Origin of the sequence: Cellulomonas sp. PhB150 (genome assembly GCF_003755175.1) — a bacterium.
Taxonomy (GTDB): domain Bacteria; phylum Actinomycetota; class Actinomycetes; order Actinomycetales; family Cellulomonadaceae; genus Cellulomonas.
Map to the genome: position 1 here is coordinate 573353 of NZ_RKHX01000003.1, position 14689 is coordinate 588041.

A 14689-nucleotide genomic window follows, 5' to 3' on the forward strand; every position below is an offset into this window, starting at 1 on the left:
AAAATCGAGCTAGGGTACTTTATGTACGAACGGGCGCGCTGGGGCCACGCGCCGTCAAGCTGGCACCGCGCGCGACGCACCACCTACACGCGCGCGAGGTCTCGCCTGCGGAAGCCAAGGGTGCCGATGGCGATGAATCCGATGGTGAACAAGGTGATCCAGCCAAGGCCGGTCCAGTCGGTCGGCCCCGCGATGAGGTGTGGGACGTGCCAGAACGGGCTGATGCCGAGTACCCAGTCGTCCAGTCCGAAGGTGGGCCCGAGCAGGGTCAGGCCGAAGGATGCGAGCACTCCCGCCCAAGCAGCGATCTCGACCTGAGGGCGTGCGCCGACGACGAGCACAGCGAGAGCGACCACTGTCCATGCCGCCGGGACGATCGACGCGGCCTGGAGCCAGACGTCGCCGAACGAGACCCCAAGATCGGAGGAACTGGCCACGAGCGCAACCATCAGGCCGGCGACCAGGAGTCCGATGGTCGGTCCGACGAGCGCGACGACGATGTGCGCGCTGTAGTAGCGGGTCCGTGCGACCGCTCCGGCCAGGAGGGGCTCGACGCGGTCATCCATCTCCTCGCTGCGGACCTTGAGCATCGTCTGGACCCCGCCGACGGAGGCGATGATGCCGATCATGCTCAGCATCGTGACAAGGAACTCGCCGACGATGTCGTCGGGCGTGATCGCGCCGGAGGCGAGCAGACCGCTGATCGTCGCGTCACCGGCGAGCAGATCCGGGACCGATGTCGCCAGTGTGCCGAAGATCGCGCCCAGCAGCAGGAAAGCGATGGTCCAGGAGATCAGCGGGCTGCGGTTGATGCGCCACGCGAGCGCGGAGGACGAGCGGACGCGGCCCACTGCGGGACCAGGACGGGGCGAGATCGCGCCCTGACCGAAGTCGCGCCGCGCCTGCAGAGTGAAGGCGACGACAAGCACGACCGCGGTGAAGGCGATCGCGAGGAGCAGCGGCCACCAGATGTTGTCGATGCCAGGTTGGGTGTACTCCATCCAGCCCTGGGGGGTCAGCCAGTTCGTCCAGCTCGGCGCCTCGATGGAGTCGAAGTACCCGCGTGCGACGAACAACGTGCCGAGGGTCGCGACCGCAAGGGTTGAGGTCGTGCGCGCATCGGAGCCGAGCTGGGCGGCGACCGCTGTCAGGGCGGCGAACATCCAACCGCTGGCGGTGAAGGTGGCCGACAGCAGCCAGGCGGCCTGCCAGTCACCGCCGCACAGACCGGTCGCCACCGCGCACACGACGCCAAGCACAAGTGATGCGATCGCGGCCATCAACACCGCGACGCTGAGCCGGGTCGCGCGGCTCATCACCCCCGACGCGAGCAGCTCGGCCTGCCCAGAGTCCTCCTGGCCGCGGCTGGCCTTGGTCACGACGAAGATCGCCATCAGAGCGGTCAGGAACCCGCCGAGTGCGAGGCAGCGCCAGGTGTTGAAGCCGTCAGCCGTGCTCAGGTCGTTGGCCGGCCCGAAGATGATCGCGAGGGCCGGATTCGCCCCGATGGTGGCGGCGAGCTGCTGACGGCTCTCCTCGGTCGGGAACACCCACGGGTAGACGATGATCGACGAGGTCGACAGCACGGTGACGATGAGGATCCACGGGGCGAACGAGCGAGCTTCCTGCCGCAGCGATGCCCGCAGTAGCGGGCCGACGCCGACGACGCGGGACGTCACCGAGCACCACCGACGCCTTCGACGTCGTCGTACTGCTGGAGGAAGAGACTCTCCAGGGAGGGTGGCGCGACGGTCAGGCTCGTCAGGCCGAGCGGCGTCAGCGCGGTCATGGCCTCGGTGATGCGGGACGAGTCGACGTTCGCGACCAGGCGTGAGCCCTCGACGGACACGTCCTCGAACAGCGCGGGGATGGTCTCGGGCATGCGCTCGAGCACGGCGTGCACGGACGTCCGGGCGTGGCCACGCAGGTCGGCCAGGGTGCCGGTCTGTGCGACGTGGCCGTCGCGGATGATGCTGATCCTGTCGGCCAGCGCTTCGACCTCGGTGAGGATGTGCGAGGACAGCAGCACCGTGACGCCCCGCTGCTTGGCCTCGCCAATGGTCTGCTGAAACACCGCCTCCATGAGGGGGTCGAGGCCGGAGGTCGGTTCGTCGAGCACCAGCAGCTCGGCGTCGGATGCGAGCGCGGCGACCAGGGCCACCTTCTGGCGGTTGCCCTTCGAGTACTGCCGGCCGCGCTTGGTCGGGTCGAGCTCGAACCGCTCGATCAGCTCGGCGCGCCTCTCGTCGCGGAGCCCGCCCCGCAGCGCACCCAGGAGGTCGATCGCCTCCCCGCCCGACATCCCCGGCCACAACGACACGTCGCCTGGGACGTAGGCCAGCCGCCGGTGGAGCTCGACGACGTCTTTCCACGGGTCGCCCCCGAGCAGTCGAACCTTTCCCCCGTCGGGGTGCAGCAGACCGAGCAGGACGCGGATCGTCGTGGACTTGCCCGCACCGTTGGGTCCCAGGAACCCATGCACCTGGCCGGGCTCCACGGTGAGGTCCAGGTCGTTGAGGGCCTGGAACTTGCCGAAGTACTTGTCCAGCCCAGCAATGTCGATCACGTGGTCAGGCATCGGGCTCTCTTCCGGGATTGGCAGCCGGGCTGTGGGCGAGCTGTACGCCGATCAGGTGGTCTCGGCGGGATATCGGAAGGCTCCTGTCGTCTGCGGCTCGGCGGACCCGCGAAGCGCTGTCGATTTGCGGCACGGACGAAGTGGGGCCGAGCATCGCTAGTCGCCGGGCATCGCTGCCGCGGCGGAACCGGTGTGACGTCGGCCCCTCAGGAGGGCGGCGGTGACGACGACCATGATGGTGAAGAACACCGCGAACGTCAGTGTCGTGGTGCGGTACGCGTGCACGTAGGAGTCCTGCGCGGCCGCGACGACCTGGTGGACGAGGTCGGTCCCCTCCGCCCACGCGGGGACGTCGCCCGTCGAGAACCACCCCATGACCTGGGCCTGCTGCGACGGCGTCACGCCGAGGGCGTCGAGCTGCTGCCCGAACCCACGCCCGAACCCGCTGTACAGCAGCGTCGAGCTGAGCGACAGGCCGAGCGCGAACGAGGCCTGCCCGATCGCCGGCTTGCTCGCGACGGTCGCCCCGACGAGGTCGGGCGGGGGCACCTCGACGAAGAACTCGCCCGCGGACGTCTCGGTCAGCATCCGCGAGAACCCGCCGAGCACGAGGCCGACGGCGAACACCCAGTACGGTGTCGAGGCGCCGCCGATCGCGAAGACGTACATGGCGACGGCGACCCCGATCAACCCGACAACGACGACTGTCTGGGGGCGCTGACCACGCGCACCGAGCCGCCCCGCCGCGAAGGCGCCGACGGCCATCGCGACCGTCGCCGGGAGCTGCCCGACGGTGACCTCGAGGGGCGAGAACCCGTACACGTACTGCCACAGCAGCGAGAGCTGCAGCACCATGACGGCCTGCCACATGTTGAACGAGACATCGGCCGACAGCGCCCCGGCGAGGTTGCGGTTGGTGAACAGCCGCACGGGCAGCGCGGGCTCGGCGTGGTGCAGCTCCCAGCGGATGAACACCACGAGCGCGACGACGCCCAGGACGAGCGGGACCAGGACGCGTGCCGTCCACCAGCCACCGCTGGCCTCGCTGACCCCCCAGATGACACCGACGAGCCCGACAGCGATGAGCACCAGGCCTACGGGGTCCGACTGACGGCGGTGCAGGGCCTTCGACTTCGGCACGTAGACCTTGTTGAGCACGAGTGCGACCGCCCCGACGACGGGGACGACAAGGTAGCCGAGCCGCCAGGACACGTCGATGAGCGCTCCGCCGAGGATCGTCAGGGGCAGCGCGAAGCCGACCTGGCCGGTGAAGTACAGCGACATGGCCCGGGGAATGCGATCGGGCGCGACCGTCCGGATCAGCGCCATCGACAGCGCCAGGGTGCCGGCCAGGCCGACGCCCGTCACGACCCGGCCGAGCACGAACTGCGCATAGCCCCCGGCCGTGGCGGTCACTACGCCGCCGAGCACGAGGATGGCGGCGCACCAGATCAGCGTCAGCCGTCGGCCGCGACGGTCGCCGATCGTGCCCACCGTGAGGATCGAGGCCGCCATCGCGAGGGTCGCCGCCGACGCCGCGAAGGACCGCTGCGACCCGGACATCGTGAACTCGGCCGCCGCCGACGCGATCGCGGTGTTGTGGATCGACACGTCGGTCGCCTGGGCGACACCCGCGATGGTCAGCGCGAAGATCGCGGCACCCGGACGGCGGGCGACGCCGTCCGGGGTGGTCGACGCGGCGGCCTGCGACGTGCTCATCGCGCCGCGTACACGGTCACGCCTCGCTTGATCGTCCGCTCGACGGCGATGTCGCGGATCTCGTCGGTCGGCACCTCGAGGGGGTTGCGGTCCAGCACGACCAGGTCGGCGAGCTTGCCCACCTCGATCGAGCCACGGTCATGCTCGGTGCGGTGCTCGTACGCGGCGTCGATCGTCAGCGCCCGCAGCCCCTGCAGCGGGGTGACGCGCTCGCCCTCGCCGAGGACGACACCCGTCAGTGAGGTCCGGGCCACGGAGGACCAGAGCAGGCCCAGCGGGTTGATCGGGGTGATCGGGTAGTCCGAGTGGTTCGACGGGCGCAGCCCCTTGCCCAGCGCGCTGTGCATCGGCGAGATGCCGAAGGCACGCTCGGTGCCGAAGTTGGTGACGTGGATGTCGCCGAACAGGTAGGTGTGGATCGTGAACATCGACGGCTCGAACCCCTCGGCGACGTAGTCGTCGAGCTGGCCGAGGCGCATGACCTGGGAGTGGATCGCGATCGTGCGGCCCGTTGGTGTGATTCCCGCGGCCTTGGCGGCTCGGTGCGCGTCGAGCAGCTGGTCGATGGCGGCGTCCCCGTTGACGTGCGCGAACACCTGGACGTCGTGCTGGTACGCGGTGGCGACGACGGTGTTCGTCGTCTGGACGTCGGTCGACGCAATGCCGTGCCAGTGCGCTTCGCCGCCCGGTCCGCCGGTCTCGTACTCCTGCGTGACGTGGGCGGTGCGTCCCTGGGGCGACCCGTCGAGGATGAGCTTGACGCCCTGGACGGTGTGGCCGCCGACGGTGGTGTCCGCGAGGCCTGCATCGATGACCTTGTCGAGGTCGCTGTAGATGACGAGCGAGCGGACGTCGACGGGCAACGCTCCCTCGGAGGCGTAGCCGCGGATCTGCTGGATCTGCGCCCACGTCGCGGCACCGTCCTGCACGGTCGTCACGCCCCAGCGGGCGTACTCGGCGAGCATCGCGTCGAACTCGTCGCGCCCGTAGTGCAGAAGGTTGAGCACGAACGGCATCCAGGCCTGCTCCCAGAGCTCGCCCGACGGCACGTCGGTGCCGGGCAGCCGCACCACGGTGCCGCCGTGGGGGTCGGCGCAGCCCGGCAAGTAGCCGAGGTCGTCGAGCACCCGGCCGTTGACGTAGCCGCCGTGGCCTGAGACGTGCACGATCACGACGCGGTGGTCGGGGAACTCGGCGTCGAGCTGCTCGGCGGTCAGGGCGCCGCCGTCGTCCATCTGGTCGGGGAAGTAGCCCCAGCCGACCACGTACTCGCCCGGTGCGGGGTCGTTGCGGTCCTTGGCCTCGTGCAGCCGGCGCAGCGCGTCGGCGACCGTGCGCGTGCCGCCCACCGGGGGCGTCTGCAGGTCGGCGTGCTTGACGTACGGCGCGCCCATCGAGACGTGGCTGTGCGCGTCGACGAACCCCGGCACGACCGTCCGGCCGGCGAGGTCGACGACCTCGGTGCCCGGGCCGGCGAGCGCGGTGACCTCGGAGGCGGAGCCGACGGCGGTGATCAGGCCGTCGGTGACTGCGACGGCCTCGGCGGTCGAGTCGTCGCCGTCGACGGTCAGCACGGTCGCGTTCGTGAGGATCAGGTCGGGCGCGGTCATGTCGGTTCCCCCGGGGTGTTAGGTGTTCGTCGAGCCGGTCGACGGCGTCGGCTCGTCGGCGGCGATGGGACCGTCGACCAGCAGGCCCGCCTTGCGCAGGCGGGTGGCGCGGGCGAAGAAGATCGTGCTGATCACGGCGAAGATGGCGAGGAAGCCGGCGATGGTGAACATCGTCGAGTCGAAGGCGTCGACGAAGGTCGTCGACGCCTTGTCGACGACCTGCTGGACGAGCGCGGGGTCGTAGTCGGACAGGTCGCCGCCCGACACGTAGGTCTGGATGATGCCGGTGTAGATGCCCTGCTGGGCCGGCTCGACGTTGGCCTGGGCGAACGCGTCGGCGATCCCGCGGCCGTACGCGCCGAACAGCAGCGTGGACGACAGGGCCGTGCCGAGTGCGAAGCTCGTCTGCCCGATGGCCGTCTTCGACGACGCCATCGCGCCCGTCAAAGACGGCGGTGGCTTGGACACGAAGAACTGGCCCATGGTCGTCTCGTTGAGCATGCGCGCGAAGCCGCCGACGATCATCGGCAGCGCGAAGAAGATGTAGGGCGACGAGGTCGTCGAGAAGCCGAACAGCACCATGGTGCCGATCAGGAGCACGTGCCCGACGATCAGGTTCGTCGCCGCCGAGACACCCTTGGACAGCAACCGCCCAGCGACGATCGCTCCCACGACCATCGCCAGGCTCATCGGCAGCTGGCCGAGACTGACCTGCAAGGGTTCGTAGCGGTAGACGTACTGCCACAGCATGGACAACTGGATCATCACCACGGCCTGCCACATGTTGAACGAGAAGCCGGTCGCGACCGAGCCCGCGAGCTCGGGGTCCTTGAACAGCTTGACCGGGAAGGCCGGTGCCGGGATCCGCGCCTCCCACCAGATGAAGACGACGAATGCGACGACGCCGATCGCCGCGGGGATGATCACCTGCGACGAGCCCCACCCGTACGTGGAGGCGTTGCTCAGGCCGTAGATGACGCCGATGAGCGCCACCGCGACCGAGCTGAGACCGAGGTAGTCGAACGGGCCGACCGTGTCGGCCTTGGCCTCGGGGAGGCCGCGCATGCACATCAGGAAGGCGACGACCGCGACGATCGGCAGGGTCAAGTAACCGTATCGCCAGCCCAGCCCTGCCATCCACCCCGCGACGACACCGAGCACGAGCGCCGCCGCGGTCTGGCCGGCGAGCCAGAACGCGACCGCCTTGGGGATCTTGTCCGGCAGCACCTCGCGCAGCAGGGCGAAGCTCAGCCCGAACGACGCCGCGATCCCGATCCCGGTCACTGCGCGGCCGAGCATGAAGATGCCCGTGCTGGGGGCGACCGCCGTGACGACTCCGCCGGCGACCGCCACGAGCAGACCGGCCAGCATCACCTTCCGCCGGCCCAGCCGGTCCCCGAGGGCCCCCGTCGTCAGGATCGACGCCGCCAGGGCGAGGGTCCCGATGCTCGCGGCGAACGCCCGCTGCGAGCTCGACATGTCGAGGTCCACGCTGGCGCCGACGATCGCGATGTTGTTGGCAGTCGGATCGACGACCTGCAGACACGAGGCCGCAGTGAGGGCGATCAGCGCCGCCGTCGTCCCCTTCGTCGACGTCGTCCGAGATGGCGCAGCGGCCCTTGTCATGAGCTCCCCCGTCGGTCGCGATCACGCACTTACGGCCATTCGGACAGTAGGCGCCAACCCGGACGGGCAGCAACCGGTCGTGGCATCCTTCGCAGCCGCCAGAACACGAAGAACCAGTGCCAACCAGCGGCTCCAGCTTGAGGTGTCAGCGCGTCAGGTCCGGCTCGTTGGCCACCGGGCTGGGAACTGGACCGGGGGTGACGCCGATGCGAGCGAGGCGACCGGCCCGGTTCCAGCGCTGCATCTCGGCCGGCTCGAAGGGGTAGGGCGAGGTCTTGGAGACCAGGGCGGTGTAGCCGATGCGCAGCATGATCACGCCGATGAAGAACGCGGTGTAAAGGACCCCGAATAGCCAGTCCCAGCCGCTGACCACGTCCTGGTCGTAGATCTCGATGAGGTACCAGATGCCCAAGGGTGTGTGGCCGACGATCACGGCGAACATGCCGGGGTTGTAGATGGTCTTGAGGCGGATGTTCGTGATGATGCCGTGCACCACGATCTGCCCGAAGCCGAACAGCACGGTGCCGATGCCGAGCCAGATCTGGTCGGGGAAGAAGGCGCCGATGATGTAGAACGGCCAGGCGATGACGTTGATGAACGCGGCGTTGTTCTGGTTGAGCGGGTAGCGGTCGACGGGCCCGCCGCGGGGCTGGACGACCTCGTTGGTGATCCAGGCTTCACCGCCGGGCCAGTGGTACTCCTCGAACTGGTGGACCATGAACGCGACGAAGTTCCACAGCAGGATCAGCTGCAGGGTGGACCAGTCGCCGACCAGCGCCCAGATTGCGATGCCTACGCCGAGGACGGCTCCCACGTCGTACCAGCGGCGGCGGAAGTAGCTCATGGTCGTCTCCCCGGATCTCGCTAGTACCCGACCAGTGCCGGTAGCTGCTCGCCACGCTAAAACTCATCATGCGATGAAGTCAACGGTTGATGAACGAACTAGCCTGGCGGTGTGGAGAAGGCAGGTGCTCGCCGCACGGGTAGGCGGCCGGGGTCGAACCCGACCTCGGAGCAGATCATTCGGGCTGCCCGAGACGTTTTCAGTGAGCGCGGGTACCGGGGCGCCACGATGCGCGCCATTGCGACCAAGGCTGGCGTCGACTCCGCTCTGATCCACCACTACTTCGGTGACAAGGGTGGCCTGTTCGCTGCAGCGCTGCAGTCGCCAACCGCTGTTAGCCGCCGGCTCATCGAGGCGGTGGGAGGCGAACAGGATCAGCTGGGCGGTCGCATCGCGCGGGCGTACCTGAGCTTGTGGGAAGAGGACGAGACCCGCTGGCAGATGCTCGCACTCGCTCGCTCATCGCTGACCAACGAGAGCGCCACCGAGAACCTCCGGGCCGCGATGGCTGCCGCAGCAGGTGCTGCCATCGCAGTGCTCCCCCCAGACAACCCACAGCTGCGCTGGTCGATGGGAATGAGCCACCTGCTAGGTGCCGCCCTTGGGCGCCACCTCTTCCAGGTCCCGCCGCTGCGCGACATCGCCTTCGACGAACTCGTCCGAGTCGCGGCTCCCGCGGTCCAGCTGCACTTCACCGGCGAACTCGATCTGGCCAGGCAGGTTCAGTAGTTCCGACCAATCGGCCCGGAGCGAGTTGACCTCGCTCGCAGCGGCTGCTGCCTCAGACATTGATCGGGCTCCGGCCATGACCGTCCACTGGTCAAACTACGACGCTCAGCCGCGATCAATCTGTCGTGCGTCTCGACACCAGGTGTTGTCGAGATGCAGGGTTGTTTGGTCTGGACGTGCGTCCTAGTTTAACTACCCGATATGTCCGATTCGATGCAACGGCACCATCGCCGCTTCGACTGCGGGAGCCCAGGCGCGCAGGTACACCTTCCGCTGAATACAGCGTTTCGTGTACGGTCGCGCCCATGGAGACGGCCACCGTTACGCACACCTCCGCGCTCGCCCGCCTGGGTCACGCACTGTCCGACGAGACCCGCACGCGGATCCTGCTGTCGCTGCGCGAGGCGCCGGCCTACCCCTCGGACCTGGCGGATGCGCTCGGCGTCTCGCGGCAGGTGATGTCGAACCAGCTCGCCTGCCTGCGCGGCTGCGGGCTGGTCGAGTCGATCCCGGACGGACGGCGGACCTGGTACCGGCTGGCCGACCCGCACCTGGCCTCGGCGCTGGGCGACCTGCTGCAGCTGGTGCTCGCGGTCGACCCGACGTGCTGCGGCCCGGACTGCACCTGCGCATGAGCAGCATCTCGATCGGTCCCCGCCCCCTGGCGCCGGACCGCCGTGCCCTGCTCGAGCGGCGGATCCGCTGGGTCGTCGCGGCGACGATCACCTACAACGTCATCGAGGCCGTCATCGCCTTGGTGGCGGGCCGGCTCGCATCCTCCTCGGCGCTGATCGGGTTCGGGCTGGACTCGATCGTGGAGGTGCTTTCCGCGGCCGCGGTCGCCTGGCAGTTCTCCGCCCCGAACCCGCACACCCGAGAGCGCGCCGCGATGCGGACCATCTCGCTGTCCTTCTTCGGCCTGGCCGCCTTCGTCACCGTCGACGCCGCCCGCAGCCTGCTGAACGCCACCGAGCCGGAGCACTCCACCGCCGGCATCATCCTCGCCGCGGTCAGCCTCGCGGTGATGCCGTTCCTGTCCTGGTTCGAGCGCCGCACCGGGCGCGAGCTCGGGTCCGCCTCTGCCGTCGCTGACTCCAAGCAGACCCTGATCTGCACCTACCTGTCCGCGGTCCTGCTCGTCGGCCTCGTCCTGAACAGCACCCTGGGCTGGTGGTGGGCCGACCCGATCGCCGCCGTCGTCATCGCCGCCTTCGCGATTCGGGAGGGCATCGAGGCCTGGAAGGGCGACGCGTGCTGCACGCCGGTCTCCCAGCTGGTCGGAGGCGACACGGCGCACTGCGACGACGAGCACTGTGGCGACGGCTGCTGTGACGACTGACCACACCGCTACGAGAGGCTGCCGCTGATGGGCCACGACCACGACCACGCGCCGCCCGGAGCTGCGGATCACCGTGGCCGGCTGACGATCGCGTTCGCCATCACCACCGCCATCCTGATCGCCCAGGCCGTCGGCGCGCTGATCACCGGCAGCCTCGCGCTGCTCGTCGACACCGCCCACATGCTCACCGACGCCGGCGGGCTCCTGCTCGCCCTCTTCGCGGCCTCCCTGTCGATGCGCCCACCCTCGGAACGACGCACCTGGGGCTACCGCCGCGCAGAGGTCCTAGCCGCCCTCGCCCAGGCGGCGGTACTGCTCGCCGTCGGCGGGTACGTCCTCATCGAAGGCGTCCAGCGACTGTTCGACCCGCCCGAGATCGCGTCGAACGAGCTGATCGTGTTCGGGATCATCGGCCTGGTCGGCAACATCGCCTCGATCCTGGTGCTCTCCTCGGGGCGGTCCGCGAACTTCAACATGCGCGCCGCGTTCCTCGAGGTCGTCAACGACGCCCTCGGGTCAGTCGCCGTCATCGTGGCCGCGATCGTGATCGCGACCACCGGCTGGCAGCAGGCCGACGCCGTCGCCGGCCTTCTCATCGGGGCCCTCATCCTGCCTCGAGCTTTCAAGCTGCTCCTCGAGACCAGCGCCGTCCTGCTGGAGTCGACACCACCCGGCCTCGACCTGGCCGACGTGCGCGCACACCTGCTCCAGCTCGAGCACGTGCGCGAGGTCCACGACATGCACGCCTCCCTGATCGCCACCGGGCTGCCCGTGCTCAGCGCGCACGTCGTCGTCGACGAGGAGTGCTTCAACGACGGCCACGCCGGACGGATCCTCGACCAGCTCCAAGAGTGCGTCGCGACCCACTTCGACGTCGCCGTCGAGCACTCCACCTTCCAGGTCGAACCCGCGGCGCACCGCGACCACGAGCACCCCAGCCACGCCTGACTACGCGTGCCGCACCTTGAACGCCGACCCTCACGAAGCACCCAGCGGTCAAAGTAGCCCGCCTGCAAACGGTCAATCTGTCCTGCATCTCGACACTTCTGCTGTCGATGTCGAGATGCTGCATACTTCAAATAACAGAAACATTAAATGCGGAGTCCTCACGAACTGGGTCCGTGGAGTGCGCGGCACCCCGAGGCCCGGCCTCGAGCCCGGGATCTCGACATCGACCCAGACCTGGGCCCAGCCCGACGTCGTCGCGGAGCTGGGACGTCCGAACGCATGCGGGACGTGCGCTATCCGCCTGATTGCTGGGCTAGAGGTCCTGTTGCGAGGCTCGGGGCGGACCGAGTGCATCGCTGCCGCGATGACGCCTAGTGGAGAAGAGGCAGCAGGATGTCGAAAGAGACGAAGTCTTTGACGTTGAACCCTGAACTGGCGGCGTTTCAGGAATCGCTGATCGCGAAGTACGAGAAGGCCAACCAGACTGCTCGACAGGGTCAGACCGTCTTCGTCGGTTCGAGCCTCATGGAGATCTTCCCCATCGAGCAATGGGAGGAGAGCGGCGAGGTCGACTTCGACCAGTACATCTACAACCGAGCCGTGCGGGCGACGACCACGGCGTTCCTCCTGGCTCACATCGACGCACAGATCTTCGACCTGGCACCCTCCAAGATCTTTATCAACATCGGGACGAACGACATCGGGTTCGAGGTGTCAGAGGGACAGTTCCTGGCGAACGAGCGCGAGATCTTCCGCCAGATCGCCGAGCGTCTCCCGGGCTGCGAGACGTACGCACTGCGGTACTACCCGATCAACACCGTCGACTTCCAGAACGACGAGGACGAGCGATCGCTCTTCGCGACGCGCTCCAACGCTGCCTTCCAGGAAGCCTCGGACAAGATTGAAGCGTTGGCGCAGGAGCTCGGGTTCCACTTCGTCGACGTGAACGCAGGCCTTGCCGACGAGAGCGGCAAGTTGAGGAAGGAGCTGACCTTCGACGGGGCGCACCTGAACCCAGACGGCTACCGCATCGTGCTGGCCAACCTCACGCCATACCTGTGAGCGGAGCGTGGTGGAGCACCCGGACACCGGCTGGCTGCAGGGTCGTGGACGGAATCGAAGCCTTCGCCGCCTGGGTCCTGGCACCTCCGCAGCGCACGCCAGACTCAGTCGGGGCTGATCCGTCTATCGGGACGATGCCTCTCCAACCGTGAGGACGCCGAGTCCGGGTCGAGCTGACGGCGTTCGACGCCCGCGTGTTCGATCACCTCACAGGATCGTGATCCGTCCGCGTGGCTCCCGACCTCGGGTGACGTGTAGAGCTCGACGAATGCCGCGCGATCGCGCGGCTCAGCGGGTGGCGAGCAGCCACACCAGTGCGGCGGCGTTCACCACGGCGGTCGCGGCAGGTCCGTAGGTCTTGAGCCTGTCGTGGATGCGGGCGCCGACGACCGCATCGGCGCCCTGCACGATCACCATCACGAGCGCCACCGCGGCGACGAAGTCGACCGAGCTCGTGAAGGGGGCGATGGTGGCCGCGGCTGCCACGGCGACGCTACGAGCGAGCGCGTACATCGATCCGACCTTCGCCTGAGCGTCTGCCCCGCGGAGGGCCGCGATCGAGTAGCCGAGGCTGACGTAGGCACTGATCGCCGTGATCACGGCACACAACCAGAACTGGAAGCTCACGGCCCGAAGCGTACTTTGACCCCCGACTGAGCCGGCTGCAGGTATTCAGGGTGAGAGCTCAACAACGATCAATCTGCCGTGCTCTCGCGGCGTGGGTGTCTCACCGCGACCGTGCCCGACCGACGGACTGGCTGAGGCGGGCACCGCCCAGGGCCAGGTCCGCGTCGTCTGCTTCCGGACCGCAACCGGTCTCGTCTGACCATCTCGATCTCTAAGGTCGTTCCCCATGGGGTCATACACAGAGGTCGTCCTGCAGATCACGTTCAAGCCGGACACCCCCGACTACGTCCTCGCCGCGTTCTCCGCGCTTGCCCTGTACGTCCCCGCTGACGCCTCTCCCCTCCCTGCTCCACACCGGGTTGACCAGACCGACGGCTGGGAACCAACGGACGAAGTGAGCAACCCGGCGGAAGACCCGCAGCCGTGGATCCATGACTGGTCCGGCTGGCTGAGCAGCTCGATGACCGTTTCCACCACGCCACACGCACAGCTGGCATGGTCGAGAAGGCGCCGGTGGGTCCTCAGCTGTCGGTGGGGAATCAAGTCCTGGCCCGACGCGATCCTGCCAGCCCTGCAGTGGCTGGGACCTTATCTCGAGGGATTCGACCCGCGACCGATCGTCCTGGGCTACATGGAGTACGAGGGAGACCCGCGCCCCACCCTTGTTTGGCTGCACCGGGGGCGCATCACCATCGAGCACCTCACGCCGGAGGACGAGAGAAACTAGTGGGGCCGCGCCGGCCCCGATGACCACGCCCATCCGTTCGCCAGGGCGCTGCGCAAACTCGCGCGGGTGCCTAGTTCCGCCTCGCCCTCAGCGCTCGGCGCGAGAGGAGCGACGCCATCCAGCAGCAGGCTCCCTGGGGTTACCTTGGAGGCGGAGGAACTGGAGCAGGCGGGCGGCGACGTGTGTCGGTCTTCGGACGAGATCGATCGAGACGAGACCGAGGCCACGGTGTCGATGAAGCGGACTGTGACGGTGCTCGAGGCGCAGGTGAGCCGCGTCGGGCTGCAGCTGGAGCGCGATGGCTTCTCGGACTCCGCCACAGCGCATCGCGGGAGGAGCGAACCGTGTCGCGGCTGACGCTCGGCAACGTCGTCAAGGTGGCGGCGGTCGTTGTCTTCTTCCCCCTGCTCGCATACCTGGTGCTCGTCATCGGCGCGGTGCGCAAGGACCTCAGGACGGCTCTCGAGGGACTGATCTACGCCGTGGCCTTCTCCATCGCGGTGTTCGTCCTCGACTTCTGGGGGCCGCCCGCCCTGCTCGCGCTCGCGGCCATGGGGGCCTCGGGCGTCCGCTCGTGGCACCTGCGGGACCTGTGGCTACCCGCGCGTCGCCGGTGGTGGAAGCGCGACCCCTCCACAGTCGTCGTTGATCCGGCCCGCGCGCAGCGCCCCCTCGCGGCCGAGGGGTCGGAGCACCTGCCCTCGGCGGTCGCCTGGGTCCGCACGCACGCCGACCTGAACAGGCGCCGCCTGCCGGGGGACACGCACCGGACCGTTCTGCAGACCGGCGGTCTCAACCAGTCATCGCAACGAGTGTCTCGTTGAGCTTCTCTGATGGTGTCATCCAGCCAAGGGTTTGGCGGGGTCGGCCGTTGAGCGAG

At 68.4% G+C, this 14689-nt stretch carries 14 protein-coding genes; 7 read left to right on the forward strand and 7 right to left on the reverse strand.

The window, feature by feature from the left end; all coding sequences use genetic code 11:
• Positions 1-83: 83 nt before the first annotated feature.
• The 6 genes from EDF34_RS12960 to EDF34_RS12985 all read right to left on the reverse strand — a co-directional run bounded on the left by EDF34_RS12960 (position 84) and on the right by EDF34_RS12985 (position 8377).
• The gene (locus tag EDF34_RS12960) at positions 84-1550 is read right to left on the reverse strand and encodes an ABC transporter permease (protein WP_233575375.1); all 1467 of its coding nucleotides are present in this window, start codon (positions 1548-1550) and stop codon (positions 84-86) included.
• Between the two features lie 125 nt (positions 1551-1675).
• A complete protein-coding gene (locus tag EDF34_RS12965) occupies positions 1676-2578 on the reverse strand; it encodes an ABC transporter ATP-binding protein (RefSeq protein ID WP_123371877.1) in 903 nt (300 codons plus the stop codon).
• 156 nt (positions 2579-2734) lie between these two features.
• On the reverse strand, positions 2735-4297 hold the full coding sequence (locus EDF34_RS12970) for an MFS transporter (RefSeq protein ID WP_123371878.1): 1563 nt from the start codon (positions 4295-4297) through the stop codon (positions 2735-2737).
• Positions 4294-5907 (reverse strand): amidohydrolase, encoded by a 1614-nt coding sequence (locus tag EDF34_RS12975; RefSeq protein WP_123371879.1) that lies wholly within the window; start codon positions 5905-5907, stop codon positions 4294-4296. The genes EDF34_RS12970 and EDF34_RS12975 overlap by 4 nt, the downstream gene beginning before the upstream one ends.
• Positions 5908-5925: 18 nt before the next feature.
• Complete coding sequence (locus tag EDF34_RS12980; protein WP_123371880.1) at positions 5926-7533, reverse strand: MFS transporter; 1608 nt, start codon at positions 7531-7533, stop codon at positions 5926-5928.
• A 145-nt stretch (positions 7534-7678) separates the two neighbouring features.
• Positions 7679-8377 carry an HXXEE domain-containing protein gene (locus EDF34_RS12985; RefSeq protein ID WP_123371881.1) on the reverse strand — a complete coding sequence of 233 codons (699 nt, stop codon included), beginning with the start codon at positions 8375-8377 and terminating at the stop codon, positions 7679-7681.
• A gap of 111 nt (positions 8378-8488) precedes the next feature.
• Between EDF34_RS12985 and EDF34_RS12990 the strand changes: the two genes are divergently transcribed.
• The 5 genes from EDF34_RS12990 to EDF34_RS13010 all read left to right on the forward strand — a co-directional run bounded on the left by EDF34_RS12990 (position 8489) and on the right by EDF34_RS13010 (position 12455).
• Positions 8489-9106: a TetR/AcrR family transcriptional regulator gene (locus tag EDF34_RS12990; protein ID WP_123371882.1), complete on the forward strand. Its 618-nt coding sequence runs from the start codon at positions 8489-8491 to the stop codon at positions 9104-9106.
• 305 nt (positions 9107-9411) lie between these two features.
• Positions 9412-9741, forward strand: a complete 330-nt coding sequence (locus EDF34_RS12995) for a helix-turn-helix transcriptional regulator (RefSeq protein ID WP_123371883.1) — start codon at positions 9412-9414, stop codon at positions 9739-9741.
• A complete protein-coding gene (locus EDF34_RS13000; RefSeq protein WP_123371948.1) occupies positions 9738-10445 on the forward strand; it encodes a cation diffusion facilitator family transporter in 708 nt (235 codons plus the stop codon). Before EDF34_RS12995 ends, EDF34_RS13000 begins: the two co-directional genes overlap by 4 nt.
• Positions 10446-10472: 27 nt before the next feature.
• Positions 10473-11393: a cation diffusion facilitator family transporter gene (locus EDF34_RS13005; RefSeq protein WP_123371884.1), complete on the forward strand. Its 921-nt coding sequence runs from the start codon at positions 10473-10475 to the stop codon at positions 11391-11393.
• A 393-nt stretch (positions 11394-11786) separates the two neighbouring features.
• Positions 11787-12455, forward strand: coding sequence for an SGNH/GDSL hydrolase family protein (locus EDF34_RS13010; RefSeq protein WP_123371885.1), 669 nt, complete (start codon positions 11787-11789; stop codon positions 12453-12455).
• A gap of 288 nt (positions 12456-12743) precedes the next feature.
• On the opposite strand, the gene EDF34_RS13015 is transcribed toward EDF34_RS13010, so the two are convergent.
• Entirely contained in the window at positions 12744-13082 is a 339-nt protein-coding gene (locus EDF34_RS13015; protein WP_233575376.1) for a hypothetical protein, read from the reverse strand.
• Positions 13083-13308: 226 nt separating this feature from the next.
• On the opposite strand from EDF34_RS13015, the gene EDF34_RS13020 reads away from it, so the two are divergent.
• The gene (locus tag EDF34_RS13020; RefSeq protein ID WP_123371886.1) at positions 13309-13809 is read left to right on the forward strand and encodes a hypothetical protein; all 501 of its coding nucleotides are present in this window, start codon (positions 13309-13311) and stop codon (positions 13807-13809) included.
• 344 nt (positions 13810-14153) lie between these two features.
• The gene (locus EDF34_RS13030; RefSeq protein WP_123371888.1) at positions 14154-14633 is read left to right on the forward strand and encodes a hypothetical protein; all 480 of its coding nucleotides are present in this window, start codon (positions 14154-14156) and stop codon (positions 14631-14633) included.
• Positions 14634-14689: the final 56 nt, after the last annotated feature.

Coding starts and splice junctions, on each gene's coding strand:
- EDF34_RS12965 (WP_123371877.1), bottom strand. CDS start 2,578: ATGCCTGACCACGTGATCGACATTGCTGGGCTGGACAAGTACTTCGGC.
- EDF34_RS12970 (WP_123371878.1), bottom strand. CDS start 4,297: ATGAGCACGTCGCAGGCCGCCGCGTCGACCACCCCGGACGGCGTCGCC.
- EDF34_RS12975 (WP_123371879.1), bottom strand. CDS start 5,907: ATGACCGCGCCCGACCTGATCCTCACGAACGCGACCGTGCTGACCGTC.
- EDF34_RS12980 (WP_123371880.1), bottom strand. CDS start 7,533: ATGACAAGGGCCGCTGCGCCATCTCGGACGACGTCGACGAAGGGGACG.
- EDF34_RS12985 (WP_123371881.1), bottom strand. CDS start 8,377: ATGAGCTACTTCCGCCGCCGCTGGTACGACGTGGGAGCCGTCCTCGGC.
- EDF34_RS12995 (WP_123371883.1), top strand. CDS start 9,412: ATGGAGACGGCCACCGTTACGCACACCTCCGCGCTCGCCCGCCTGGGT.
- EDF34_RS13000 (WP_123371948.1), top strand. CDS start 9,738: ATGAGCAGCATCTCGATCGGTCCCCGCCCCCTGGCGCCGGACCGCCGT.
- EDF34_RS13005 (WP_123371884.1), top strand. CDS start 10,473: ATGGGCCACGACCACGACCACGCGCCGCCCGGAGCTGCGGATCACCGT.
- EDF34_RS13010 (WP_123371885.1), top strand. CDS start 11,787: ATGTCGAAAGAGACGAAGTCTTTGACGTTGAACCCTGAACTGGCGGCG.
- EDF34_RS13020 (WP_123371886.1), top strand. CDS start 13,309: ATGGGGTCATACACAGAGGTCGTCCTGCAGATCACGTTCAAGCCGGAC.